The 26436-nt window shown below is 43.3% G+C and carries 18 protein-coding genes and 1 riboswitch; of the genes, 16 read left to right on the top strand and 2 right to left on the bottom strand.

What is annotated here, in order from left to right:
- Nucleotide 1 precedes the first annotated feature (1 nt).
- The 6 genes from SNE25_RS22650 to pckA all read left to right on the top strand — a co-directional run bounded on the left by SNE25_RS22650 (nucleotide 2) and on the right by pckA (nucleotide 8304).
- Nucleotides 2-1036, top strand: a complete 1035-nt coding sequence (locus SNE25_RS22650) for a glycoside hydrolase family protein (RefSeq protein ID WP_321561291.1) — start codon at nucleotides 2-4, stop codon at nucleotides 1034-1036.
- Between the two features lie 27 nt (nucleotides 1037-1063).
- Entirely contained in the window at nucleotides 1064-2233 is a 1170-nt protein-coding gene (locus tag SNE25_RS22645; protein ID WP_321561290.1) for a sialidase family protein, read from the top strand.
- A 19-nt stretch (nucleotides 2234-2252) separates the two neighbouring features.
- Nucleotides 2253-3329, top strand: a complete 1077-nt coding sequence (locus SNE25_RS22640) for a cellulase family glycosylhydrolase (protein WP_321561289.1) — start codon at nucleotides 2253-2255, stop codon at nucleotides 3327-3329.
- 21 nt (nucleotides 3330-3350) lie between these two features.
- Nucleotides 3351-4334 (top strand): glycoside hydrolase family 43 protein, encoded by a 984-nt coding sequence (locus tag SNE25_RS22635; RefSeq protein WP_321561288.1) that lies wholly within the window; start codon nucleotides 3351-3353, stop codon nucleotides 4332-4334.
- Nucleotides 4335-4349: 15 nt separating this feature from the next.
- Nucleotides 4350-6446 carry a CehA/McbA family metallohydrolase domain-containing protein gene (locus SNE25_RS22630; RefSeq protein ID WP_321561287.1) on the top strand — a complete coding sequence of 699 codons (2097 nt, stop codon included), beginning with the start codon at nucleotides 4350-4352 and terminating at the stop codon, nucleotides 6444-6446.
- Nucleotides 6447-6705: 259 nt separating this feature from the next.
- Nucleotides 6706-8304, top strand: coding sequence for a phosphoenolpyruvate carboxykinase (ATP) (gene pckA, locus SNE25_RS22625; RefSeq protein WP_321561286.1), 1599 nt, complete (start codon nucleotides 6706-6708; stop codon nucleotides 8302-8304).
- A 102-nt stretch (nucleotides 8305-8406) separates the two neighbouring features.
- On the opposite strand, the gene fbp is transcribed toward pckA, so the two are convergent.
- Both fbp and SNE25_RS22615 read right to left on the bottom strand, forming a co-directional pair.
- Nucleotides 8407-9441: a class 1 fructose-bisphosphatase gene (gene fbp / locus SNE25_RS22620; RefSeq protein WP_321561285.1), complete on the bottom strand. Its 1035-nt coding sequence runs from the start codon at nucleotides 9439-9441 to the stop codon at nucleotides 8407-8409.
- 162 nt (nucleotides 9442-9603) lie between these two features.
- On the bottom strand, nucleotides 9604-11499 hold the full coding sequence (locus SNE25_RS22615; RefSeq protein WP_321561284.1) for an AAA domain-containing protein: 1896 nt from the start codon (nucleotides 11497-11499) through the stop codon (nucleotides 9604-9606).
- A gap of 321 nt (nucleotides 11500-11820) precedes the next feature.
- Between SNE25_RS22615 and SNE25_RS22610 the strand changes: the two genes are divergently transcribed.
- The 10 genes from SNE25_RS22610 to SNE25_RS22565 all read left to right on the top strand — a co-directional run bounded on the left by SNE25_RS22610 (nucleotide 11821) and on the right by SNE25_RS22565 (nucleotide 26408).
- The gene (locus SNE25_RS22610) at nucleotides 11821-12423 is read left to right on the top strand and encodes a sigma-70 family RNA polymerase sigma factor (RefSeq protein ID WP_321561283.1); all 603 of its coding nucleotides are present in this window, start codon (nucleotides 11821-11823) and stop codon (nucleotides 12421-12423) included.
- A gap of 12 nt (nucleotides 12424-12435) precedes the next feature.
- Nucleotides 12436-12711 (top strand): hypothetical protein, encoded by a 276-nt coding sequence (locus SNE25_RS22605; protein WP_321561282.1) that lies wholly within the window; start codon nucleotides 12436-12438, stop codon nucleotides 12709-12711.
- Between the two features lie 264 nt (nucleotides 12712-12975).
- Complete coding sequence (locus SNE25_RS22600; RefSeq protein WP_321561281.1) at nucleotides 12976-16416, top strand: ThuA domain-containing protein; 3441 nt, start codon at nucleotides 12976-12978, stop codon at nucleotides 16414-16416.
- 23 nt (nucleotides 16417-16439) lie between these two features.
- Nucleotides 16440-17300: a sugar phosphate isomerase/epimerase family protein gene (locus tag SNE25_RS22595; RefSeq protein WP_321561280.1), complete on the top strand. Its 861-nt coding sequence runs from the start codon at nucleotides 16440-16442 to the stop codon at nucleotides 17298-17300.
- 10 nt (nucleotides 17301-17310) lie between these two features.
- Complete coding sequence (locus SNE25_RS22590) at nucleotides 17311-18255, top strand: sugar phosphate isomerase/epimerase family protein (RefSeq protein WP_321561279.1); 945 nt, start codon at nucleotides 17311-17313, stop codon at nucleotides 18253-18255.
- Nucleotides 18256-18345: 90 nt separating this feature from the next.
- A riboswitch (cobalamin riboswitch) is annotated at nucleotides 18346-18548 on the top strand.
- Nucleotides 18549-18650: 102 nt separating this feature from the next.
- The gene (locus SNE25_RS22585) at nucleotides 18651-20726 is read left to right on the top strand and encodes a TonB-dependent receptor plug domain-containing protein (RefSeq protein ID WP_321561278.1); all 2076 of its coding nucleotides are present in this window, start codon (nucleotides 18651-18653) and stop codon (nucleotides 20724-20726) included.
- Between the two features lie 4 nt (nucleotides 20727-20730).
- Nucleotides 20731-21894: a YncE family protein gene (locus SNE25_RS22580; RefSeq protein ID WP_321561277.1), complete on the top strand. Its 1164-nt coding sequence runs from the start codon at nucleotides 20731-20733 to the stop codon at nucleotides 21892-21894.
- 25 nt (nucleotides 21895-21919) lie between these two features.
- The gene (locus tag SNE25_RS22575; RefSeq protein WP_321561276.1) at nucleotides 21920-22951 is read left to right on the top strand and encodes a cell surface protein; all 1032 of its coding nucleotides are present in this window, start codon (nucleotides 21920-21922) and stop codon (nucleotides 22949-22951) included.
- Between the two features lie 43 nt (nucleotides 22952-22994).
- Complete coding sequence (locus SNE25_RS22570) at nucleotides 22995-24134, top strand: DUF5074 domain-containing protein (RefSeq protein WP_321561275.1); 1140 nt, start codon at nucleotides 22995-22997, stop codon at nucleotides 24132-24134.
- A gap of 282 nt (nucleotides 24135-24416) precedes the next feature.
- Entirely contained in the window at nucleotides 24417-26408 is a 1992-nt protein-coding gene (locus tag SNE25_RS22565) for a HAMP domain-containing hybrid sensor histidine kinase/response regulator (RefSeq protein ID WP_321561274.1), read from the top strand.
- Nucleotides 26409-26436 lie beyond the last annotated feature (28 nt).

Below are 26436 nucleotides of genomic sequence, written 5' to 3'. Positions count from 1 at the left end.
ATTGAAAGCTGTTTTTAAGTGCTTAACCCTGCTATTGCTGTGCAACATCCAGGCACAGGCGCAAGATAAGGCGGTTACCAATCCGCCGCCGTCGCCTCTTTTTCGCGATCCTATATATGATGGCGCAGCCGACCCGGTACTGGCTTATAACCGCACCGAAAAGGAGTGGACGATGCTATACACCCAGCGCAGGGCTAATGTACAGTCGCCGGGTGTGGCTTATTGTTATGGTTCGGCAATTGGTGTAGCTACCTCCAAAGACCATGGGCATACCTGGGTTTACAAAGGTGCCTTAAAGCTGGAATTTGAACAGGGCCAGAATACTTTTTGGGCGCCCGATGTAGTTTATGAAAGAGGTGTTTACCACATGTTTGTGGTTTACATTCGCGGAGTTTACAGCAATTGGGGCGGCGACGCGCACCTTGTACATTATACCAGCAAAAACCTATGGGACTGGAAATATGAAGGTCCTCTTAACCTGCCCGATCATAATATCATCGACCCAACCCTGATGAAATTTCCAGATGGCAAATGGCACATGTGGTATAAAGATCAGAAATTGGGCAGCATCACTATAACGGCCCAAAGCACCGACTTTGTAAACTGGAAAGTTGATGATAAACCCGCAATCGGTGGTAAGTCGCATGAAGGACCTAAAATATTCCGGTTTAAAAATTATTACTGGATGATAACAGACGAGTGGAAAGGCCAGCGTGTTTATCGTTCTAAAGACGCACAAACATGGGAACAGCAGGGGCTTGTGCTTGACACACCAGGTCATCGCCCCGAAGATACACCGACCGGTGCACATGCCGATGTAGTGATAAGCGGCGAACATGCCTATATCATTTACTTCACGCATCCCGGCCGTAAAACGCACCAGGATGAGGGCGGACTTGACCAAGACGGGTGCTATTCTTATTCAACCAAACGCACTTCTATACACGCTGCCGAATTGGAGTTTAATAACGGCACTTTAACCTGCGACAGGGATAAGCCATTTAATTTTTGGCTTGCCGATGTAGATGATAAATAATTTTTAGATAACAAGATATAACTCATAATGGTAAAAATTAGGATCTGGTTAATTTTTATACTCGCGCCGCACTTGGTGCAGGCGCAGCATAAACAGGTTTTTAAGCAGCATCCAAAGCAAATAGATATCTCATGGGATCAATCATCCTTAAAGCAAATAGCTCCACTTACAGGAACTAAGAGCGCAAATTATGCCCGCATGATACAGCTTAGCAACGGTAGTTTGTTTTGTGTTTACGAGCGTGCGGGTGGAGTGGAGTGTATAGCCAGTACTGATTTGGGTAAAACCTGGCTTGAACCCGTAATTGTTGCTCCCGCGGTTCCGGGCGTCAGCATGGCCGTGCCGGAAATATTGGAGTTAAAAGATCATTCTTTGTTGGCATCTTATAATCCCCGTCCGCATAAGATAAATGGTATTTTGGATACTACAAAGCATTTTGCTATCTGCACCAAAAAAAGCTATGACGGAGGCAAAACCTGGCGGGACGAACGGTTGATATATGAGGCAAGCTATCAGTTTGATGACGGCTGCTGGGAGCCATCCCAGTTACAGCTTCCATCCGGCGAAATTCAATTGTACTTTTCTAACGAGGGTGTTTACACACAATCGAACGAGCAAAATATATCCATATTCAGATCAAAAGATAATGGATTAACCTGGACAAAGCAGCCCGAGATAGTTTCATTCAGACCTCATCACCGCGACGGGATGCCCGTGCCCATTATTCTGAAGGGAACGCGGGAAATATTGTTTTCTATAGAAGATAATGCCACTGGCCAGTTTAAGCCGTCAATTATCCGTAACAGCTTTGCACAAAACTGGAAAAAACCGGTCGGTGCCAATGATTCTAAGCGTTCCTATGCGTTAATACCTGCACTACCCGATACCGTTTACGCGGGCGCCCCATACTTACGTCAGCTACACAACGGGCAAACCATTCTATCGTACCAAAGCACTATGAACCGCGGGCACAATTGGGAGTTGGCCTGTATGCAGGTAGCTGTAGGCAATAATAAAGGCGAAAACTTTGTAAATGTGGCCACGCCTTTTAATGTCCCTGTTGGCAAGCACGGTTTGTGGAACTCACTATGTGTACTTAATGACGATACCGTGATCGCGCTTACATCAACCAATGCCTATAATAACTATAATGCTGTTTGGATGATAAAAGGCAGCTTAACTAATAAGCCCAATTAAAACTATAAATACTATAACAATGCAAACTAAATTAAAACTATTAGCTGCCGCCTTACTACTGCCATTCAGTATGCAGGTTTCGGCCCAGCAAAAGGCGCCGGCGCAGGTATGGCCCACGCAAAAAGCACAAACATGGTATGCACAGCATCAATGGCTGGTAGGTGCCGATTTTATACCCAGTACGGCTATTAATCAGCTGGAAATGTGGCAGGCCGATACTTTCGACCCTAAAACGATAGATAAAGAACTCGGTTATGCACAGGGCATTGGCATGAACGTAATGCGTGTGTTTCTGCACCACCTTGCCTGGCAGCAGGATCCTGAAGGTTTTAAAAAACGGATGGATCAATATCTTACCATATCCAGCAAGCACGGTATTGAAACCATGTTTGTGTTTTTTGACGATTGCTGGAACAAGGAAGCCAAAATTGGTAAGCAACCCGAGCCAAAACCTGGTATCCATAACTCAGGCTGGATGCAGGATCCAGGTCAGCCGGCCTCTGAAAATCCAGCCAATTTCCCGGCACTTGAAAAATATGTAAAAGATGTATTAAAGCATTTTTCGGCCGATAAAAGGATATTGCTTTGGGATTTGTATAATGAGCCGGGCAACTCCGGTAAAGGCGATAAATCATTGCCTTTGTTAAAAAACGTGTTTAAATGGGCAAGGGAAGTAAACCCAACGCAGCCGGTAAGCGCAGGTGTGTGGAGCTGGAAACTGGAAACTTTGAATGCATACCAGGTGGCCAATTCAGATGTGATAACCTATCATGACTATACCACAGAGCCCGAACACCTGAAAACCGTACAGTTTCTTAAAATGATGGGCCGTCCGCTTATTTGTACCGAATACATGGCACGTCCGCGTAATAGCCTGTTCAGTACCGTGCTGCCTATGCTAAAAAAAGAAAATGTAGGTGCTATCAACTGGGGTTTTGTTTCGGGAAAAACCAATACTATTTACGCCTGGGATACACCAATGCCTGACGGAAGCGAGCCTAAATTATGGTTCCACGATATCTTTCACAAAGACGGTACTCCATACAAGCCCGAAGAAACCGAGCTGATAAAAAGTTTAACCAACAGGGGCAAGTAGATTTCAAGTGTGCAGATTATTATGAAAATCCTACTTAAATATTTATTTGTGCTGATAGCCATAGGCGGAATAAATAACCATGGTTATGCACAGCAAGCGGCTGCAGGCAAAATTAAAGTGGTATTGGATCGGAATTTTCCCGATCCTACCGTTATTCGGGTAGGCCATAAATACTATGCTTACGCTACACAGGGCGGCAATAATGGCAAAACGATGAATATACAGGTTGCATCGTCTGCCGATGGTCTTGTCTGGAAATATGAGGGTGATGCCTTGCCACAAAAACCAAAATGGGCATCGAATACGCATAATTTTTGGGCGCCCGATGTTTTCTTTGACACCAAACTGAACAAGTTTGTAATGATTTTTTCAGCGGATCCAAATGAGCTCACCGGGAAGTGTTTGGCAGTTGCTTATGCCGATAATCCGCTTGGGCCATTTATTGATAAGGGCGAACCTCTGTTAAAAGGAAAGGGTTTTCAGTCTATTGACCCCAAAGGTTTTGTTGATCCCCAAACAGGTAAGCATTTGCTGTACTGGGGTTCGGATTTTCAGCCGTTGCGTGTACAGGAAATGACAGACGATTGGTCGGCTTTTAAATCGGGCAGTTCGCCGGTAGCAGTAGTATATCCTGGGAAAGATAAAACTTACAGTAACCTTATTGAAGGTTCCTGGCTTGATTACTATAAGGGTATTTATTACCTATACTACTCAGGGGATAATTGCTGCGGTGATAAGGCAAATTATGCAGTAATGATAGCCAAAGCGAGTAGCCCTTTTGGCCCGTTTGTGCGCCTTGGCGAGAGCAATAATTCGCTAAATAGTGCTATCCTGGTAAAGAATGAAATGTACACGGCCCCTGGCCATAACTCTATATTTCAGGACGAGAAAGGCAACCGTTTTATAGCCTACCACGCTATTGAAATAGTGCATCAAGAAAAAGGCAGGGTAATGTGTATAAGTCCTATTCAGTATAAAAACGGCTGGCCTGTAGTTAGCCAATAATTTAACAATTTTACAATGAGGCATCTTCAATTTAAATACTTAGCAATAGGTAGTCTGGTTTTGTTAATGTTTAGTAACAAAGCCGGAGCGCAAGGTATTAACATTAAAAATTTCAGTCCAAAATCGGGCGTAAGCGTAAAAACAGACAATGATCTTGTTACACTTACCTGGCCGACAGGTAATAATGGTAATGGTCGCCTGGTGCTTAATTTGAAGAAAGATGCTGCATTGTTTCATAACATTCAGCTGAGTAAAAACGGTGTATATCAACAGATTATTAGTGATGTTGACCCGCAGTTTATACTTACTGAAGGTAAGCGCGACCTTATATCGCAAAACGGGTGGAACATATTTTTTGATAAAGTCCCTTCAAAGCCTCATCACTCTTATAGGGTTGATTTTAATAAAAAGAATGTCAGCATAAGTACATCAGGCTCGCGTACTACCGTAATCATAGGCGGCGTTGAAGCGCCGAATTTTAAAGGGGATCTGGAGATTACCCTGTACAATGGTCAGCCGCTTTTTAATGTAGCAGCTGTAATATCCACACAGGTTGATTCTACTGCCATACTTTACGATGCCGGATTAGTGGCCAAACAATCGCCCGTGAAAAAAGTAAGCTGGAGCGATGTGTATGAACACTTACAGGCAAATGATGTTAACCAACCCGATACCGCGAAAAACCTCGCTGTAAAATACAGAACCATTATTGGCTCCAACACAGGCGGAAGCATAGCCGTGTTCCCGGCGCCGCACCAATATTTTTACCCGCTTGATGAAGCCTTTAACTTAAAGTTTGTCTGGTACGGCAATAACTATCGTAACATGCTTAAAGGTTACGGTCTAGGCATAAGGCAGGAGTTAAATGGCGATAAACGTTATGTACCCTGGTTTAACGCGCCTCCGGGTACAAAACAACGACTTAATTTCTTTTGCCTGCTTAGTACAGGAGATGCTGCGGAACTGCTTACAAACGTTAAACAATACACTCACAACGATAGCTATAAACCATTGCAAGGCTATAAAACCATGGCGAGCCATTTTCATAATGAATTTATTATGAGTGTGGTGCTGGCCGGTAAACCTGTGCCCGATAGTCCATCGTTTGTTAGTGTTTTTAAAAGGTTGGGCGTAAATATTGTTCACCTGGCCGAGTTTCATTATACGGCCCACCCTAAAGGACCGGACGAACAGCGTTTACTGGAGCTAAAATCATTATTTGACCAATGCAGGCGGTTATCATCTCCCAACTTTTTGTTGTTACCCGGAGAGGAGCCCAATGAATTTTTCGGCGGTCACTGGCTGGAGTTTTTTCCAAAACCGGTTTACTGGATCATGTCGCGTAAACCCGGGACCCCATTTGAAACCACCGATGCCGAACATGGAAAAATATACCACATAGGCGACAAAAATGACATGCTGGCCCTGCTTAAAGCCGAGAATGGTTTGGCCTGGACAGCGCATGCCCGTACCAAAGGTTCAACCGGTTTCCCGGATACTTATAAGGAAGAGGCATTTTATAAATCGGACAGGTTTCTTGGCGCTGCCTGGAAAGCCCTCCCGGCCGATCTGTCGCAACCCCGACTGGGCAAGCGTACACTCGACCTGCTGGATGATATGAATAATTGGGGACTAAAGAAAAAAGTGCTGGCGGAAGCGGATCTGTTCAGCATTGAACCCGAAAACGAGATGTACGCGCACCTCAACGTAAACTACATACAGCTCAATAAACAGCCCGATTTTAAGGATGGCTGGCAGCCCGTATTGGATGTATTGCAGCAAGGCAAATTCTTTTCGACCACAGGAGAAGTACTGATCACAGATTTTAAAGTGAATGGCCGCCAGTCTGGCGAAACTATAACATTGCCGGCAGATGGTAAATGTAAGGTAACGTTCAAAGCCAATTGGACATTTCCGCTGGGTTTTGCGGAGATTGTATCCGGTGATGGTAAAAAGGTATACCGAAAACGCGTTAACCTTGATTACACTAAAGCGTTTGGAGCGCAAACTTTTAATGTACCCATAGATATGAAAGGGAGGACCTGGGCACGTTTGGAAGTTTGGGACGCAGCCGCAAATGGTGCCTTCACGCAAACAGTATGGTTTAAATAAAAGTATAAATGCTGTAATTATCAGTACAAAATTTGTGAAAATGATGTATAATAAATGATTTTGAGCCATTTATGTCAATATTACAGCAATAAATATTTCAATAATAATTCATTGTGAATTATCGTGCTAACTGCTTGATTAGTAATTGTAAACAACTTAGTGTATTGAATACAAGTTATTGATTATCAGTGATTATGTATTTTGAAATACATTTTTGGAATCTTAGTTTTGTCCTAACCAATTTTAAATTTAATGTGATATGGGACAAATCACTAATAAAAATGCAGCAATGCAATTGGGGCTTCCTGGGCGTAACATCGCTCAGGAAACCCATTGTCAATTAACTCCTGAAAACTTAATAAAAGAGGCTCTGAAGCGTGGAGAGGGCGATTTAACTGATCAGCATGTATTGGCTATCGATACCGGTGAATTTACCGGGCGTTCACCTAAAGACCGGTTTATTGTTACCGACAGCCTGACAAAAGACGCCGTTTGGTGGAGCGATATTAATATACCGATCAGTACAGAAGTGTTTGATTGTCTGTACACTAAGGTTGTTGATTATCTTAATCAGCGTGCTGTTTTTGTACGGGATGCCATGGTTGGTGCCGAAAAAAACAGCCGTTTAACATTGCGGGTAGTAACCGAAACAGCCAGTCAGAATTTGTTTGCCTATAATCTGTTCCTGCGTCCGGATGGAGATACTGAGCCGGAATGGACAATTATATCGGCTCCGGGATTTAAAGCTGATCCCTTTATTGATGGCACCCGGCAGCATAATTTTTCCATTATTAATTTTACCCGGAAAACTATTTTGATAGGGGGTACGGGCTATACGGGCGAAATCAAAAAAGCCGTGTTTGCTGTGTTGAATTTTATTCTGCCCCAGCAAAATATACTGCCTATGCACTGCGCCGCCAATAAGGGTGAAGATGGAGATACAGCAATTTTCTTTGGTTTATCGGGCACCGGCAAAACAACGCTCTCGGCCGATCCCGAACGGCAATTGATAGGTGATGACGAACATGGCTGGGGCGAGAACTCTGTTTTTAACTTTGAGGGAGGCTGTTATGCCAAGATAGCCGGCTTGAGCGCCGAAAAGGAACCCCAAATTTATGAAGCTTTGAGACGCGGGGCGCTTTTAGAAAATGTTTGTTTTTATCCGCTATCCAAAACGGTTGACTTTAACAATATCTCAAAAACCGAAAATATCCGCTTATCATATCCTTTAAGTCATATCAACAACACCGTAAACCCGGCTGTAGGTGATGTGCCGCGGAATATATTTTTCCTTACCGCCGACGCGTTTGGCGTACTGCCGCCTATTGCCAAATTAAACAAGGCGCAGGCCATGTATTACTTCTTATCGGGATATACCGCAAAAATTGCCGGAACGGAGTTTGGTATCAACGAACCCGAAGCCACCTTTTCGGCTTGTTTCGGACGGGCTTTTTTGCCATTGCATCCCATGAAATATGCTGAAATGCTTGGCGAAAAACTGGACAAATATCCGTTAAATGTATGGCTGGTTAATACCGGCTGGACAGGCGGCTCCTACGGTACCGGCGAACGTATAAAACTGAGCTATACCAGGGCAATGATCAAAGCCGCTCTTAAAGGACAGCTGGATTACGTACCTTACCAAAAGCTTCCTGTTTTTGATCTGATGATACCGGCATGGTGCCCTGGTGTACCTTCTGGTATGTTAAACCCGGTGAATACCTGGGCAGATCCTTATAGCTATGAAGAAACCGCCAGGCACCTGGCAGGGCTTTTTCGTAAAAATTGCAGCCAGTACCAAAGCTTTGCCGATGGCATGCTTTGTTCCGTAGGGCCGGTGGCTGTGAGCCCTCTCTAAATCTTAAACTTGTCATGCTGAACGGAGTGAAGTATCTATTCTGCGGCTTGTATAGCTCGCGAATAGATACTTCGTTCCTCAGGATGACAATGGTGAGGCTACCTATCCAACCAAACCAATACTTAGCTGATCTTCATCGCTCTCTGCCATAAATTCTTCGGCTTTTAGCACCATTTGTTCGGAGCCGATAAAAATGGGGGTACGCTGGTGCAGCGAGTTAACTTCCAGTTCTAAAATGCGTGTTTTGCCATTGGTCGCACGGCCCCCGGCCTGTTCAATAATGAACGACATGGGGTTGCATTCGTAAACCAAACGCAGCTTTCCACCGGGTGTGGCCGCCGTTACCGGGTAAATAAAAATCCCCCCTTTTATCATGCTGCGGTGCAGATCGGCTATCATAGAGCCAACGTAGCGCGAGCTGTAGGGGCGATGAGTAGCATCATCTTCAACCTGGCAATATTTAATGTATGATTTTACACCCTGCGGAAAATGTACGTAATAACCTTCATTAATAGAGTATACGAAACCGGTTTTAGGAATTTGCATATTTGGGTGCGAAAGACAGAATTCACCAATGGATGGGTCAAGTGTAAAGCCGTTAACACCCCGGCCAGTGGTATAAACCAGCATGGTTGAGGTGCCATATATAATATAACCCGCTGCTACCTGGTTAAGCCCTTTTTGCAATACATCGTCAAGGGTAGCCCTGCCTACGGTGCTTTGCCTTCTGTATATAGAAAAAATGGTACCTACAGATACGTTTACATCAATATTGGACGAACCATCGAGCGGGTCGATAGCTACGATATATTTGGCATCCAACGAAACGTCGGTATCCAGCATCACTATTTCTTCGTTTTCTTCTGATGCTACAATGCAACATTCGCCGCCACTTTTCAGGGCTGCTATAAATTGCTCATTGGCATAAATATCGAGCTTTTGCTGGCTTTCGCCCTGAATGTTGGTACTGCCTGCCTGGCCAAGCATATCAACAAGGCCTGCCTTGTTCACTTCCCGGTTAACAATTTTTGCAGCTATACCAATGTCGCGCAGTAGTCTGGATAGTTCACCTTTGGCATAAGGGTGGTCGGATTGTTTTTCAATGATGAATTGTCCTAAAGTTTTAAGAGGGGGCATAGGCTTAGTGTATTTATTACGTATTTATTTGTCGTTGGTTTTTGACAAGGTAAGTATAAAAATGCACTAAAATGCCATAAAATGGCGTATTTATCTCCGGTAACGTTTGCGTTAATTAAATAATTGTGTAATTAATGTGAAAAATAGCACAGTTGCAATAGCTTAGTCACCGGCATACGTCCATGCGCTTTCATAAGTATTCAGGCGTTCTGTGTAATCAATAAAATCGGCATAAAAAGGCAGGCGGGTTAGGGTGGAGCTGTCGCCAATAACAACCAGTTTCTTTTTAGCACGGGTTAATGCCACATTCATACGCCTGATATCAGATAAAAAACCGATCTCACCTTCGGCATTGCTGCGCGTCATGCTGATATAAACCACATCGCGTTCCTGTCCCTGAAAACTATCAACCGTATTTACCGATATATAATTGCTATACTTAACCAATTCCGGGTTGGCCGCCAATAGCTCGTTCAATACCCTGATCTGTTCTTTATATGGAGCGATAATGGCTATGGTTGGAAAATCGTTAAACTTGTTCAGGTTATTGATTAAGATATTTAAATGCTTCAACAGAAATACCGCTTCTTCGGGATTTGCCAGACTGGTGCCTTCCTGTTGTTCATCATAACCACAGCCTGCAGTGTCTATAAAGGAAACCGGCTTGTCATCCGGGAATAACAATCGTTGAGCTACCGAAGTATGTGCCCTGAGCTTATTATGATAAAATACGCCCGACGAAAAGCCCATAATGGCTTCGTTCATGCGGTACTGTTCATCCAGTAACACCACTGCTTCTGGATGCAAGGCTACACATTTTTCAAGCAGGGTAGTGCTCAATCCGTTCCGGGCCGCTTCTGCCGATTTGATGGTAGGGGGAAGCTGACAATGATCGCCTGCCAGGATTACTTTTTGAGCTTTCAGCATTGGGATCCAACAGGCCGGCTCAAGTGCCTGGCCGGCCTCGTCAATAACTACGGTATCAAACTGAACATCGCGCACAGTATAATGATTGGCGCCTACCAAAGTTGCGGTAATTACCTGAGCTTTGGCCACAAGGTCATCAATAATAAATTGCTCGGTATTGGCAACATCCTTCATAATCTTGTGGGCCTCGTTAAACAGGGCTTTGCGCTGGTCTCGCTCCGCTTTGCCGAAACTCCGCTTGTACTTATGCGCCATGTCTTTATAGGCGCTGGCCTGCTTTTTTAGCTTCTTAACCTCCTTGTTATCCCGATGCTCGGCCATTTTGCTATCAAGCGTCAGTGAGAATAATTTTTCAGATACCCGGGCCGGGTTGCCTATGCGTAATACATTCAGGCCCTCGTCGGTTAGTTTTTCGCTCAGCAGGTCAACTGCGGTGTTGCTTGGGGCAACCACCAGTATTTGTTTTTGATGTTGCTGAAAGAGCGCTTTAATGGCCTGTACCAATGTGGTAGTTTTGCCCGTACCCGGAGGGCCGTGAACAATGGCCAGATCCTGCGCCGAAACTATTTTTTGAACCGCCTCAGTTTGCGGTACGTTTAAACCAGGAACAGATAGAGGTGGTATGGTACTGAAAACCGGTGATTTTTCACCGGTAAGGATATTGATCAGCCTGCCTTCCTGAGGTTTAGCTACCAATGCCGAAGCCTGTTTAAGCGCTTTCTGCATTTCATCATAGCTGTTGTTATCAAAAAGCAGGTCGATGCCAAGCTTACCATCGCGGCTCCAGTCGGGCAATTCTTCGGTATATAAAGTAATTTTAAGGCGATCGCCGCCCTGGTAAGTGATAATACCTTCTACCCGGTCGTTTTTAGGATCATGATTGGAGAACAGGGCCGCAGGTACGCCAAAACGGAATTGGTGCGCCATATCCCTATGCGTGGTGCGCTCAACTTCTACATTAATATAATCGCCTCTGCCGGGTTCGGTACCTCTTATGGCGATGGGGTACCAGGAAAGCCCCTGTAGTCTTCGGTCTGCGGCTGATGTATTTTCAGTTAGTTTAAGATAAGCGTTACGGTCCTCCTCCTTTTCTTTATTCAGCAGGTCGAGGAGCTTTTTGAAATAATCCATTACCTGCAAAGGTAACCGGAATTTGCAGGATTTAGGAGACTATGGGATTTTTGAACTGTGATACTTTAGATTATAAGATTATCAGACAGCGTATTTTTAAAGACTGTGTTTTGGATTAACTACGCGTGTTTTAATAACCTCATAGTCACTTTAAAAGCTCTTTAATAATACCCAAAGCTCTTCTCTCAACTTTATCCTTTATCGCTTATAAAACCCAAGCCTTACAAAAAATAAAAAAATATTGTAAGGAAACCGGCCCCGGTACGACTAAGCCAAAAAATGATCTGAAAAAAATATAAATAGCCAGCTTTTAACCAAATTATGTCAAACGATAATTATACAACAGCCGATCTGTTCGCTACCGCATCTGTTGATCCGGGTAAGTGGGTAGAACTTTACGCGGATTATTTGTACACCTACGCTTATACCCGTATTAATGACGAAGAATTGGCGAAGGATCTGGTGCAGGAAACATTTCTGGCGGCTTTAGAAAAAGTTCACCTGTTTAAAGGGAATAGTTCTGAACGCACCTGGCTTACCGCCATTTTAAAAAATAAGGTAATTGATATTTATCGCAAAAAATCTTCTGCATTTGCCAAAAAAACAGAAGTTGCCGAAGCAGAACAGCAACAGGATGATTTCTTTGACCATGAAGATGGTCACTGGAACGTGGCCCACCGGCCAAAGGAATTTGGGGTTGAGCAGGAAGATTTGATAACCAGTAAGGAGTTTAATAATATTCTTCAAAAATGTATGAAGAAGCTGCCAACGCTTTGGCTTTCTGTTTTTACCATGAAACACATGGACGATGAAGCCACCGATGTTATTTGTAAAGAGCTTAAAGTTACATCTGCTAATTTTTGGGTTATTATTCACAGGGCCAAGCTTAACCTGCGGGAGTGCCTTCAAAAAAACTGGATTTAAAGAAATATTACTATGGATGAAATAACTAAAATAGCTTATAACTGCCGTAAGGCTACACTGTTAATTGAGCGTAAACAAATACTGGGACTATCTGCCCGCGAAAAGCTGGAATTGAAAATTCACCTGGCAGGTTGTAACGTTTGCAAAATATTTGAACGGCAAAGCATACTTATTAACCGTATGGTTCATGGGCTTTTCCATTCATCCCAGGCCAATGAATTAAAACTGGATGAAAAATATAAGAAACAATTACAGGAACGCATTGAAAAAGAATTGAACAAGCATTGAGATAAACTTTACTTAACTAATTGGAGCTTGCACTACCGGGTAAATTGCAGGTAACAATTTACTTACAATATTTAAAGAATTGTTTATTGGTGTATTTAATACACAATAAATGTTAATATTGTAATAACCAATTAATTAACCGGTAGTATTTATCATTGCATAGTGCTTTTTTAGCGTCGCGTATAAATTCCGCTGTAAAAGCGCTGTTTATGGATGATTGATGTGCCGGTTGATTTGATTGAAACATCAACTAAATCTCACATTATGTCATTAAAATTAAAACTCACCTGCCTTTTATTGGCTGGGCTTAGCTTCGCGCTGTATTCCTTTAAAAAGCCGGCTTCCGAACCACGCATCCTGGTTTTTTCAAAAACGCTTGGCTGGCACCATTCCTGTATCCCTTTTGGTATAGCTGCTATTCAAAAGCTGGGTAAGGAGAACGGTTTTGAGGTTGATACCACAACCAATGCTGAGAACTTTAATGACGACAATTTAAAAAAATACCAGGCCGTTGTGTTTAACTGTACAACGGGTAACGTGCTTAATGCTGTACAACAGGCGGCTTTTGAACGCTATATACAAGCGGGTGGCGGCTTTGCCGGAGTGCACTCCGCGGCCGATACCGAATACGACTGGCCATGGTATGGCAAATTGGTAGGTGCTTATTTTTCCAGCCACCCCAATAATTCCAACATCCGCAAGGCCACTATTGACGTTACCGACAGAACCAATCCCATAACCGCTAACCTCCCCGCCAGGTGGGAGCGTACCGACGAATGGTATAACTATAAATCCATTTATAGCGGCATACATGTTCTGGCCAGTTTAGACGAAAATACCTATGATGGCGGCACCAATGGCGCCGATCACCCAATAACCTGGTACCATGAGTTTGACGGCGGCCGCTCATTTTATTCCGGTTGCGGCCATACCGACGAAAGCTACAGCGATCCGTTATTTTTAGGACAATTGCTTGGCGGTATCAAATACGCCATGGGCAATGGTAAGCCTCTAGATTACAGCAAATCATATTCTAAAGTAGCACCCGATCAAAGCCGCTTTGTAAAGACCGTACTGGTGAACAATATCGCATCGCCTATGGAACTGGCGGTTGCTAACGATGGCCGCGTTTTCTTTACGCAACTGATGGGGAACTTTTCTGTTTACAATACAAAAACCAAACAATTTAAGGTTATCCGTAAATTCCCTATTACGTATGAGGGTGGTACCGGGGTAATCGGCTTAACTCTCGACCCTAAATTTGATACCAATCAGTTTGTTTACATTTATTATATGCCGGCGGGGCAAACTGTGGAGCCGCTTAATTTTCAGTTGTCGCGTTTTAAGCTGAGCCCGCAGAATGTGCTTGATCTTGCTTCCGAAAAAATATTGCTCAAAGTACCGGTGCAAAAAGTAAGCGGCGCGCATCATGGCGGTTCTTTAGCCTGGGATAAGGAAGGTAACCTGTACCTGTCAACCGGCGATAGCTCAAGCCCTTTCCCTTCGGATGGGTATGCACCTTTAGACGAACGTCCGGGTCAGGAGCATTACAGTCTTGACGCACAACGCAGCGCCGGTAATACCAATGATTTTAAAGGTAAAATACTCCGTATCCATCCCGAAGCCGATGGCACTTATACCATCCCCGAAGGAAACCTTTTTCCGAAAGGGACTGCTAAAACCAAACCTGAAATTTATGTAATGGGTTGCCGTAACCCTTACCGTATTGCGGTAAATCCTAAAACCTCGGTGCTGTATTGGGGCGAGATAGGGCCCGATGCCGGTAAAGATTCGCCACGCGGACCGCGGGGATATGATGAATTTAACCAGGCCAAAAAGGCGGGTAACTTTGGCTGGCCATATTTTGTGGGCAATAACTTTGCCTACTCGCATTGGGATTTTGTGAACGCGACACCGGGTCCAAATTTTGATCCTAAAGCACCAGTAAATAATTCACCAAACAATACCGGTTTAAATGTGTTGCCACCGGCTACACCGGCCATGATCTGGTACCCTTATGCCTCGTCCGACGAGTTTCCTGAACTGGGAATGGGCGGCAGATGTGCCATAGGCGGCGATTTTTATGAGTACAATGCTAATGTGAAAAATCCCAACAAATTCCCAGAATACTATGACGGAGCTTTGTTTGTGGCCGACTGGATGCGTAACTGGGTAATTGATCTGCGGTTTGATGAGAACGAAAATTATTTGCGTAATGAATCATTCATGCCATCAACAGGAGATTTCAGGCGGCCAATAGACATGCAATTTGGATCGGATGGCGTGTTTTATATGCTCGAATACGGCTCAGTTTACGGAGCTCAAAATGAGGACGCCCGTTTGGTGAAAATTGAATACAACACCGGCAACCGTGCCCCGATAGCCAAAGCAGGTATAACCGATACGGCTATGCAATCACTGTATCAGCATACCAAATATCTTACTGCCGAACTTAAAACCATGCCGGTTAAAAAAGAAATAGCCGGGCAGGCCCCGCTAACCGTTAGTGTTAACGGCCAGGGCAGTAAAGACCTGGACGACGATGACCAGATAACCTATCAATGGCTGTTTGACGGTAAAGTCGTTGGGGCGACAACCTCATCGGCCAAATACACCTATACCAAACCCGGAACGTACAAAGCCATACTTAAAGTAACGGATAAGGCTGGCCTGGTTGGCAGGGATACCATTATGGTGAGAGTAGGTAATACTGTACCATCTGTCAGGATTGCCAGTGCCGATAATGAATCGTTTATATGGAAAGGCAAGCCGTTTAAATATAATGTAGTGGTTAAGGACAAGGAGGATAAAGTAATAGATCCTAAACGTGTAAAGCTGTTTTATATCTACAATCCACAGCCGTCGACCGATAATAAGACGGTTAAAAACCTCGCGGCATTGTCGGCCACGGAGGTGAGCTACCCTGGCAAAGCGCTGATGGCGGCCAGCGATTGCAAGTCGTGCCATACCATTAATAAAGTAGCGGTAGGGCCAAGCTTTACAGCTATAGCCAACAGGTATAAAACCCAAAAAGGATCAACTGATAAGTTATCAAAAAAGATTATTGCGGGCGGAGCAGGCAGCTGGGGGACAGAGCACGTAATGAGCGCTCACCCACAATTATCTGCGGCTGATACAAAAGAAATTGTAAAATATATTTTTTCACTGACCGACAAAAAGAACAAGGCTATACGTTTACCATTGCATGGTACATTAAACCTTAAATTTAATGACGCAGAGCCTCGTGGAGAATATACCTTACTGGCATCATATACCGATAAAGGGGGCAAGGTAGTTGGCCCATTAACCGGTACGGATGTAGTTACCCTGCGCAATGCCAATGTAAAAGCAGTTTACGCTGATGAGTTGAAGGGCTTTAACCGGTTTAAAGATGATCTTTCGGCAGGTAACCATAAATCGTATGTAATGTTTAAAGACGTTGACTTGTCGAACATCAAAAAGTTTGTTTATCAGTATGCCTCAAAAGATGCCGCAGGCGAAATTGAGGTGCGTATTGATTCACAGGCCGGTCCGGTGATCAGTTCTGCCGAATATGCTGAAACAGGCGACTGGAAAAAAACGAATTGGTTAACCGGGGAAGTACAAAAAACAATATCCGGAAAGCACGATATTTACTTTTTTGCCATTAAACACACCAAACCAAGTGATGGTATATTGAGTTTAAAAGATATCCAGTTTCAATAGATAAAATATATAATCCTGTTTTTATGAAAAGATATTCAGTTTTCTTTAGTGTTTGGATTGCGGCGGCTTTGGGGCACTCACATGGCTTTGCTCAAAGTGGCAAGCCACTTTTTACCAGCGCCTTTGGCGTTCAGGCTTACACCTTCCGTAGTAGTATGCCGACGGCTACTGCGGCTGTTTTAGATACCATTAAAGCCTTTGGCATAACCGAACTGGAAGGAGAGGGACCTAAAGGTATGCCCAAAGAGGAATTTAAAAAACTCTGCGATGAGCGTGGTATCAAAATACCATCCATAGGTGCAGGATATGATGATATTGTTAAAGACCCAGAAAGCGTGGTGAAAATGGCTAAAACATTGGGTGCAAGTTATGTTATGGTAGCCTGGATACCTCACAAAAAGGAATTTACACTGGAAGATGCCAAAAAAGCCGCAGCCGATTTTAACCGCGTTGGTAAAATATTAAAACAAAGCGGACTTACCTTTTGCTATCATAACCATGGTTACGAATTTGGTAAGTACGAAGACGGAACCCTGTTTGATTATATTGCCAAAAATACCGATCCTAAATATGTGTCGTTTGAGATTGATATTCTATGGTCATTTCATGGCGGGCAGGATCCGGCGCAGCTGATCAATAAGTATCCTTCGCGCATGAAGCTGATGCACCTGAAAGATATCAGGAAAGGTGTTGCTAATGACTTAACCGGTGGCACCGATACTAGGAACGATGTGGCGCTGGGAACAGGACAGATCAATATACCGGAAGTGTTAAAGGCGGCAAAAAAAGCTGGCATCAAGCATTATTTTATTGAAGATGAAAGTCCGTCATACAGTACCCAGATACCGGTAACCATTGCTTATATTAAAAGCTTAACTTATTAACCAATACCCCATGGCTGATAACTCATTAAACAGAAGACAAGTGTTAAAAACTATTGGTTTGGCGGCAGGCGCAGCTGCTTTGGGCGGCACGGCTTCGGCAGCAATTAAAGTGGAAAAAAATGACCATGATTTTCTGTACTCCTTAAATATGAGCACCATAAGGGGGCATAACCTTGGTTTTGTTAAAGAGCTGGAAACAGCAGCTAAAGCGGGTTATACTTCGGTAGAGATATGGATGGATACACTGCAAACTTATCTTAAAAATGGGGGTACACCCGCTGAAGCTAAAAAGATAATTGACGGGCTGGGTATTACGGTACAGAACGCGATAGGCTTTGCCCAATGGATAGTTGATGACGAAGCGACCCGCAAACAGGCATTAACACAACTGCAGGGCGAAATGGAGCTGCTGGCTAAAATTGGCTGCAAAAGAATAGCCGCCCCACCGGCCGGTGCCACCAAAGGTGAAGTAATAAACCTGGATGTAATTACCGAACGTTATCTCACCATATTAAAAATGGGTAGAGAAACCGGCGTAATGCCTCAACTGGAAATGTGGGGCGGCTCGGTAAATCTTAAACATATAAGCCAGGTAATGTATGTGGCCATCCAATGCGGCGATGCCGATGCTCGTGTGCTGCTTGATGTATTTCACGTTTATAAAGGCCAGTCAGCGGTAGAAAGTTTGCAATTTGTGGGCAAACCTGCGCTGGAGATTTTTCATGTAAATGATTATCCGTCGGGTATCAGCCCGGAGCAAATATCAGAGCCCGACCGCGTATATGTTGGAGACGGCGTGGCTCCTGTAAAACGTATTTTGCAATTGGTTAAAAAGCCGCAGAGCCCACTTATTATATCATGCGAAGTGTTTAATAAAAGCTATTATGCCCAGGATGCCTTGCTGGTAGCTAAAACCGCGCTCAAGAAAATGAAGGCCGTAACGGCGGAAGTTTAGTCTTTCTTTAAAAGGGGGGATTAATCTTATTCCCCCTTATTTTACCTCCTTTGGGGTATCAATAAATAAATTTCACTGTATTTTTTATTTCTATATTTGCATCGCTTTTGGTTCCCATTACCATAATTGGTTTTGGGATTAAAAGGGAATCCGGTGTAACTCCGGAACTGTCCCGCAGCTGTAAGCTCTTTTTAACCGATGTCCATTCTTTAGCCACTTTTCGCCTTGTGCGGATGGGAAGGCCGGAATATCGGGGAGTAAGTCAGAAGACCTGCCATTGCATTATATGTATTCATAGCTTTCGGGGATTGAAGCTGGAATGAGGATACCTCACGCGTATTTCCATTTGTTATACCCTGTTTGCTGTTTGTTTAATTTTTTACGAACAGAAAATATTGCAACACCTGTACCATTATTTGCGTACGCTGGTTTTACCTGTTTGCTTTGTAGCAATGCAGGGAGTGTTTTGCGGCAACCTGTTGGCGCAAAACTCAGACACAGCACGATCAGTATCAAAAGATACCTTAAAAAACCACCATCTTAAGGAGGTTTCCATACGCGCCGCGCGCTTATCCCTCCGCAATATATCGGCCACTCCAGTGCAGATACTTAGGGGCACAGATCTCGAAAAACTGAACAGCCTTTCCGTTGCCGATGCGCTCAGGTTTTTTTCGGGTGTGCAGATAAAAGATTATGGCGGCATAGGTGGGCTCAAAACCATTAACGTGCGCAGCCTGGGCACCAATCACGTAGCTGTTTTTTATGATGGCGTGGAATTTGGCAACGCCCAGAATGGACAGGTCGACCTCGGCAAATTCTCGCTTGATAATATTGAAGAAATAGACCTGTATAATGCGCAAAAAAGCAGCATTTTTCAACCGGCCAAAGGTTTCGCGGCAGGGGCTTCTCTTTACCTGGTTGCCAAACAACCCAATTTTGAAGCGGGCAGCCGTACCAATGGTAAACTCAGCTTTAAAACAGGTTCATTCGGGTTGGTAAATCCGTCATTGTTGTGGCAATATAAGTTGAGCGATAATTTATACAGCAGTATCAGTACCGAGGTAACGCATGCCAACGGCCGGTACAAGTTCAGAACAACCAATGGCAATACTGGTTATGATACTACAGCGATAAGGCATAACGGGGATATTGACGCGCAGCGTGTAGAAGCCGGGTTATACGGTAAACTGAAGGACAGCGCCTCGTGGACACTTAAAGGTTACCTGTACCATTCTGACCGGGGATTGCCAGGGCCTACGGTAAATAACAATTTTGAATCTAAACAGCGGCAAAAGGAAAGGGACGTTTTTGTACAGTCGGGCTATAACAAAAAATTCAGCGACAGTTATAGTCTGATGCTGGGCGCCAAGTACTCAGACGATTATACGCATTATTTTGATCCGGAAATAACTACTACAAGGGGGCTGCTCGAAAATAAATATGATGAGCATGAACTGTACCTGTCGGCAGCTAATAAATTCCGTATTAACTCCTTTTGGAGCGTCGCGCTTTCTGCCGATTACCAGAGGAATTCCCTTGATGCTACACAGAACGACTCGGCCCTGTATCGGTTTGTTCGCCCGGTACGCAATACCATCCTAACAGTTTTGGCTACCGAACTACATTTTAAGCGTTTTAACGCGCAGGCCAGTTTGCTGGGTACGTTTGTAAACGACCAGGTTGATACGCTGCAGGCCGCGGGTAAAAAAACAAAATATACGCCTACGGTGCTGTTATCATGGCAGCCACTTAATAACCCCGATTTCAGGCTGAGAGGTTTTTATAAAAGCATTTTCCGGCTGCCAACTTTTAACGATCTGTATTACACCTTTATAGGTAACTCTTTTTTACGGCCCGAGTATACCAAACAGTACGATTTTGGTTTTACCTATAATAAAACTTTTCGCCAGCATACCCTCATCAACTTCGCTGTTCAGGCCGATGCCTATTATAACCAGGTAAAAGATAAAATAGTAGCCATTCCGGGCCTCAATCTTGCCCGGTGGACGATGTACAACCTCGGTTTGGTGCACATCAGCGGACTTGAAATAAATTCGCAGGCTACATGGCAATTGCCCGGTGAGGTGTTTATCAATACGGGCATCAGCTACACCCATCAAAAAGCGATAGATGTAACCGATCCAACCGATGTTAATTACCGGCAGCAGATACCTTATACCCCGCTTCACAGCGGCTCGGTATTGGTTGGTGCCGAATGGCGCAAGTTTGCCTTTAACTACAGCTACATTTACGTGGCCAGCCGGTATGATTCAAAAGTAAACTCTCCCGAAAATTACTTACAGCCCTGGTATACCAGTGATGTGAGTTTTTCCTATACCACCACATATAATAAGCATAAAATCAGGCTCACCGGCGAGGTAAATAATGTATTTAGCCAATACAATTATATAACGCTTAACTATCCTATGCCCGAGCGTAACTACCGTTTCACCATAAGTTCAACTTTTTAAACCTATGAAAAGTATAAATCATAAAATACTGTATTTATTAGGATGTATCATCCTCATTTACAGTTCTTGTCGTAAAAACCAGGCGCCGGTTCCCGAAAAAGAGACTGTTGTTACTCCCCCGCAAGACACTACCAGCGCGGGGGATACTTTAGTGAACCACGCCAAAGGTTTTTACCTGCTCGATGAAGGTAACATGGGTTCCAGCAAGGCATCGCTTGATTATTTTGATTACCTGTCCGGAACGTTTCGTAAAAATATCTACGGAACGGCTAACCCACAGATACCAAAAGGTTTGGGCGATGTTGGTAATGATGTTGGCGTATACGGCTCAAAGGTGTACATCGTGGTTAACAACTCCAACAAGGTTGAGGTGCTCGATCTGAAAACCAATAAGCGGATCAATCTCATCAATATCGCTAACTGCCGCTACGTTACTTTTCATAATGGCCGTACCTACGTTAGCGCCTATCTGGGTAAAGTGGGCGATCCGCATGCCCCTAATGGCGCTGTTTATGAAATTGATACCGCATCGCTGCAAATTACCCGCAAGGTAACCATTGGCCGCCAGCCCGAAGAAATGGCCATAGTAGGCGAAAAGATGTATGTGGCAAATTCAGGGGGATATAGCCCGCCGGATTATGAACGTACGGTTTCAGTGATTGATCTGGCCACTTTTACCGAGCTGAAACGTATCGACGTTGCCATCAATCTCGACCGTGTAAAGGCTGATAAATATGGCGATGTATATGTAACCTCCCGCGGCGATTATTATGATATATCATCCAAACTATTCGTCATTGATACCAAAACCGACCAGGTTAAAAAGCGCTTTGATTTTGGCGTAAGCAACCTGTGGATTGATGGCGACACCGCCTATATGTACAGTTATGAATTTAGTTACAAAACGGGCAAAAATACCACTACCTACACCATGCTCAATGTAAAGGACGAAACGGTGATACCCGGCAAATTTATTACCGATGGAACTGAAGTGCAGATACGCGTACCCTATGGCATTGCTGTAAATCCGTTTACCAAAGAAGTATTTGTTACCGATGCCAAAGATTATATAACACCGGGGACACTGTACTGCTTTGATCCAAAAGGGAAGAAAAAATGGTCGGTACAAACCGGTGATATTCCCGGGCACTTTGCATTTGTTTATTAAAAAATATTAACAATTAACCTATAAAATGAAACACTTGAACCTTAATCGTAGCATGCTCATTCCGCTTATTGTTTTGCTGGGCTTTGCTTTAATGCAATCTTGCAAAAAAGAAGTTGTCGAAGTTGAAAAGCTCCGGGTAGATACCCTTGTTAAACGGGATACCCTTATCCGGCGCGATACCATTATAAAAAATGATACCACCATTGTTATTGTAAGGCGCGACAGTATCATTATCCGCCGTGATACTATATACATCGGAATGCCCTATATCAAAGCGCCAATACGGTCTGCAACAGCCGGCAGTAACCTTTATATTACCTCGTTTTTTGAATATATGCCTGCTCCGGGGCAGTTTATTAACACCGGCTTTGGAACCATTGACGAGGCCAAGCTCATTTTAAAAAACAAGGACAACCTGTTAACGCTGGGCGCATGCGGCGGTTACGTGGTATATGGGTTTGACCATACGGTTTTAAACGTATCCAACAAGGAAGATATAATTGTGTATGGTAATGCCTTTAACATGTTTGCGGAGCCGGGAGTAATCTGGGTAATGGCCGATGAAAACGGTAATGGCAAGCCCGATGATACCTGGTATGAATTAAAAGGCAGTCAGTATGGTAAAGAGGGTTACATACGTAATTACGCCGTAACCTACACCAAACCAGCTTCAGATGCTGATGATATCGCCTGGAGTGATAACCAGGGAAATACCGGATTTGTAAAAAAGAATATTTTTAATACGCAACCATACTGGCCGCAATGGATCACCGCAAATCAATATACCCTTACCGGCACTCAACTACCATCGTCTAATGTTGACGACAGCAACCCGGAGTACATCACCAGCCGTGCTTTTGACTATGGTTATGCCGATAATACCCTTGATGGTGATAAGGTTGACATCTCCAACGCTATTGATAAAGATGGCAAAAGGGTAAAACTCAAAGGCATTGATTTTATCAAGATACAAACCGGGATACTATATGATATGGGCTGGCTCGGCGAGCAATCCACCGAAGTATTTGGCATAGCCGATCTGAGTATGGTAAACTAAAATGAATAATAAATCTGAACAATAAATAACACTTAAAAACAGCATGAAAAATTTAACAACTACCTTGAAAAAGCTACCGTACGTTTTGCCCGTATTATTAATGGGTATCATAAGTTCCTGCAGCAAAGATGCCAACACTCCCGTTCCTGCCGAAACCTCGGGTACATCCAAAACACTTGCCACACAAGCTGCCGGAAAATACGACAATGGCTTTTTTCTGATAAACGAAGGCTGGTACGGGCACGGAACCGGAACAGTAAGCTTTTATGATTATGGAACCGGAACTATATCTGATAGTCTTTTTACAAAAGAAAACCCGGGTAAAAACCTTAACCCAGCAACAAGCACCTTGCAATACGGCACAATTTTTAACGACAGGTTGTACCTGGTAAGCAAAGTAGGCGGGCCTTTAGTTGTTGCCAATCCGCATACCTTAAAAGAAATATCCCGCATTGCCGCCAAAAGCGGTAATGATTTCAGGGCCTTTGTAGGTATCGATTCTGCAAAGGGGCTCTTAAGTACCGGTTCAGGTGTTTATCCTATTAATTTAAGCACACTGGCACTGGGTACTAAGCTTAGCGGTGTTACCGGCCAGGTTGGCGACATGATAAAGGCAGGTAACTATGTATTTGTATTATCGCAATCAAATGGGGTTGTAGTGCTTAATGCTACGACTAATGCTGTTGTTAAAACAATTACGGGCATGTTGGTTGCATTTACAAAAAGCAAAGATGGCGCTGTATGGGCTGCAGGTGGCACACAGCTTGTGCGTATTGACCCAGCTACATTAGCAGTACAAACCGTAACAGTACCTTTCCAGATATATGGTTCATGGGCCGCATGGCACCCTGGTTCAATAACAGCATCTACCACCGAAAACGCAATTTTCATAGCACGCAACGGAACATTCTCAGGCGGTACCCAAATTTATAAATATACAGCAGCAAACAGTGCGTCGTTTACTACGCCGTTTATAACCATACCTACGGGCAGGGAGTTGTATGGCTCAGGCATTGGCTATAGTGTTGGCCGTGATCAATTGATTGTAAGTACAGTACATTCCGGCTTCACTACAAATTACTCCTTTAATGATCTGGTTATTTATAACGCAGCAACCGGAGCTCAAATAAAAGACATTGCTTATAATGGGTATTACTTCCCCTCAATAGCTGTATTTCATTAAATAATTAAAGTATTTGTAACTAAATGTAAGTTATTAAAGTAAAAAAGCTGCCATTGGCAGCTTTTTTACTTTAATAATAAAATGAACAATAAAAATGAAGCTGTTTATGGTGAATAAGCTGAAATTTATATCAATTTATGAACAAAAATAAAATAGCTGTTTAAATTATTTTTAGAAGTTAAAATAAACAATAGTTTAACCCGTGTCATGCAGTCTTTTTTTTTAGTAAAATGGTTTAAGAATGTTCCAATTGCAAAGAAGCTTTACTTTACCATAGGTATCATGGCTTTTTTGATAATAGTGGAATTGTTTACACTTAGTTTTGCTATAAAAACACTGTCGGCAGTACGCTCTTATGTTGGCGGTGAGGGGCTTTGGTCAAAAGCACAAAAAGATGCATTGGCTCATTTGCGCATTTATGCATACTCGCATGACGAAAAGGATTATGAAGCCTTTCGGAACTTTTTGCAGGTACCTATGGGCGATGGTTTGGCAAGGGCCGCTCTCGAAAAAACACCTCCCGATTATGAAATGGCCCGCAAAGGGTTTTTAGCCGGTCGCAACCATCCTGATGATATTGATGGCATGATTAAATTAATGCTTCGTTTTAGCGAGGTAAAGTATTTAAAACAGACCATATTTTACTGGAAAAAGGCCGAAAGCATATTAATGAAGCTGTTACCCATCAGTGAGCGTTTGCACAAAGGGATAATTTCAAGAACAATAACTACAGCCGAAACACATCAATTTCTTAGTTATATAACGGGCATAGATAAAGCCATCACCCCAATGGAGGATGGATTTTCTTATAGTCTGGGCGAAGGCTCGCGATGGTTTGAAAATCTTGTGCTCGGAATATTGATTGGGCTGGCAATTACGGTAGAATTTACGGGGATACTTATTGCCATTTCCATAAGCCAGGGCATTCAAAAAGGTTTAAAAGAAATCATAACCGGAGCTGAAAAAGTATCGAAAGAATTATTTGATACCCGGGTAAAGGTATACTCGCGTGATGAGATTGGTGTTTTAGCCGTGGCCTTTAACCAAATGACCGATAAACTGGAACATACCATCTCTGATTTAAAAGATTCGAGGATCAAGGAGCGAAGGCTGAACGACAGGGCCGAGGCATCTGAAAAAATTAAACAGGTGTTTATCGCCAATATGAGCCATGAAATTTTAACGCCAATGAATGCCATTGTGGGCTTTGCAGTTTTGCTTCAGGAATCGGAAATGAACAACGAGCAGAATGAATATATCAAGGCTATTATTAAATCGGGTGAATTTTTGAAAAGCCTGATAAATAACATACTTGATATTTCAAAAATAGAAGCAGGTAATGTTCAACTGGAACGGAAGTCAATTAATATTCGCGACATTGTTTACAATGCCATGAATATGCTAACCCCTCTGGTAAATAAAAAGGCGCTGCATATACATCATTATATTCATAAAGATGTTCCGCAGCAGGTTTTGGGCGATGAAATGCGTTTAAGCCACATTTTGTTGAACCTTATCTCCAATGCTATAAAATATACACTGGTAGGGTCTGTTTTTATTGAAGTATATATTATTGATGATACCGAAGATATTGTATGGTTAGGATTTAGCGTTCAGGATACAGGTGTTGGTGTCCCTGCCGAAAAGCAGGGTAAAATATTTGAAAGCCTTGATCAGGTACGCCAAAACCATGAGCTTGGCGGTATAGGTCTGGGGTTAAGCATGGCCAAGCATCTGGTTGATTTGCATGGCGGGGATATATTTATAAAATCGAGCACACCCGACGGCTCTGATTTTAGGTTTTTATTGCCTTTTTATAAATGCGGAACGATGCCAGATAACCAATATGAACCAGCCACGGTTGCTATTGATAACGACATCATGAAAGATGAAGTTAAAAACGCCCGGATATTGGTTGCCGAGGATAATCATTTAAATCAGTTGCTCATTATTAAAGTTCTGGAAAAACGAGGCTATCAGGTGCATGTAGCCGACAATGGCAAGATTGCCCTGGCAATGCTAAGTAAAAATAGTTATGATATTATATTGATGGATCTGGATATGCCCGAATTAAATGGATATGAAGCAACTGAGGCCATCAGAAACTGGGGCGATGAAAAAAGCGCCATCCCAATTATTGCGATAACAGCACATGCCACTCGCGAAGTAATGGAAAAATGTATTCATTTTGGCATGAATGATTTTATAGCTAAACCTTTTGATGCGAATGATCTGCACCAAAAAATAATGTCATTCCTGATGCTGCATCAATAAAATTCTTCATTTTTATAATTCTATATAT

It is taken from the genome of Mucilaginibacter sabulilitoris (assembly GCF_034262375.1).
Lineage (GTDB): Bacteria > Bacteroidota > Bacteroidia > Sphingobacteriales > Sphingobacteriaceae > Mucilaginibacter > Mucilaginibacter sabulilitoris.
This window is presented reverse-complemented; position numbering and strand designations above follow the sequence as displayed.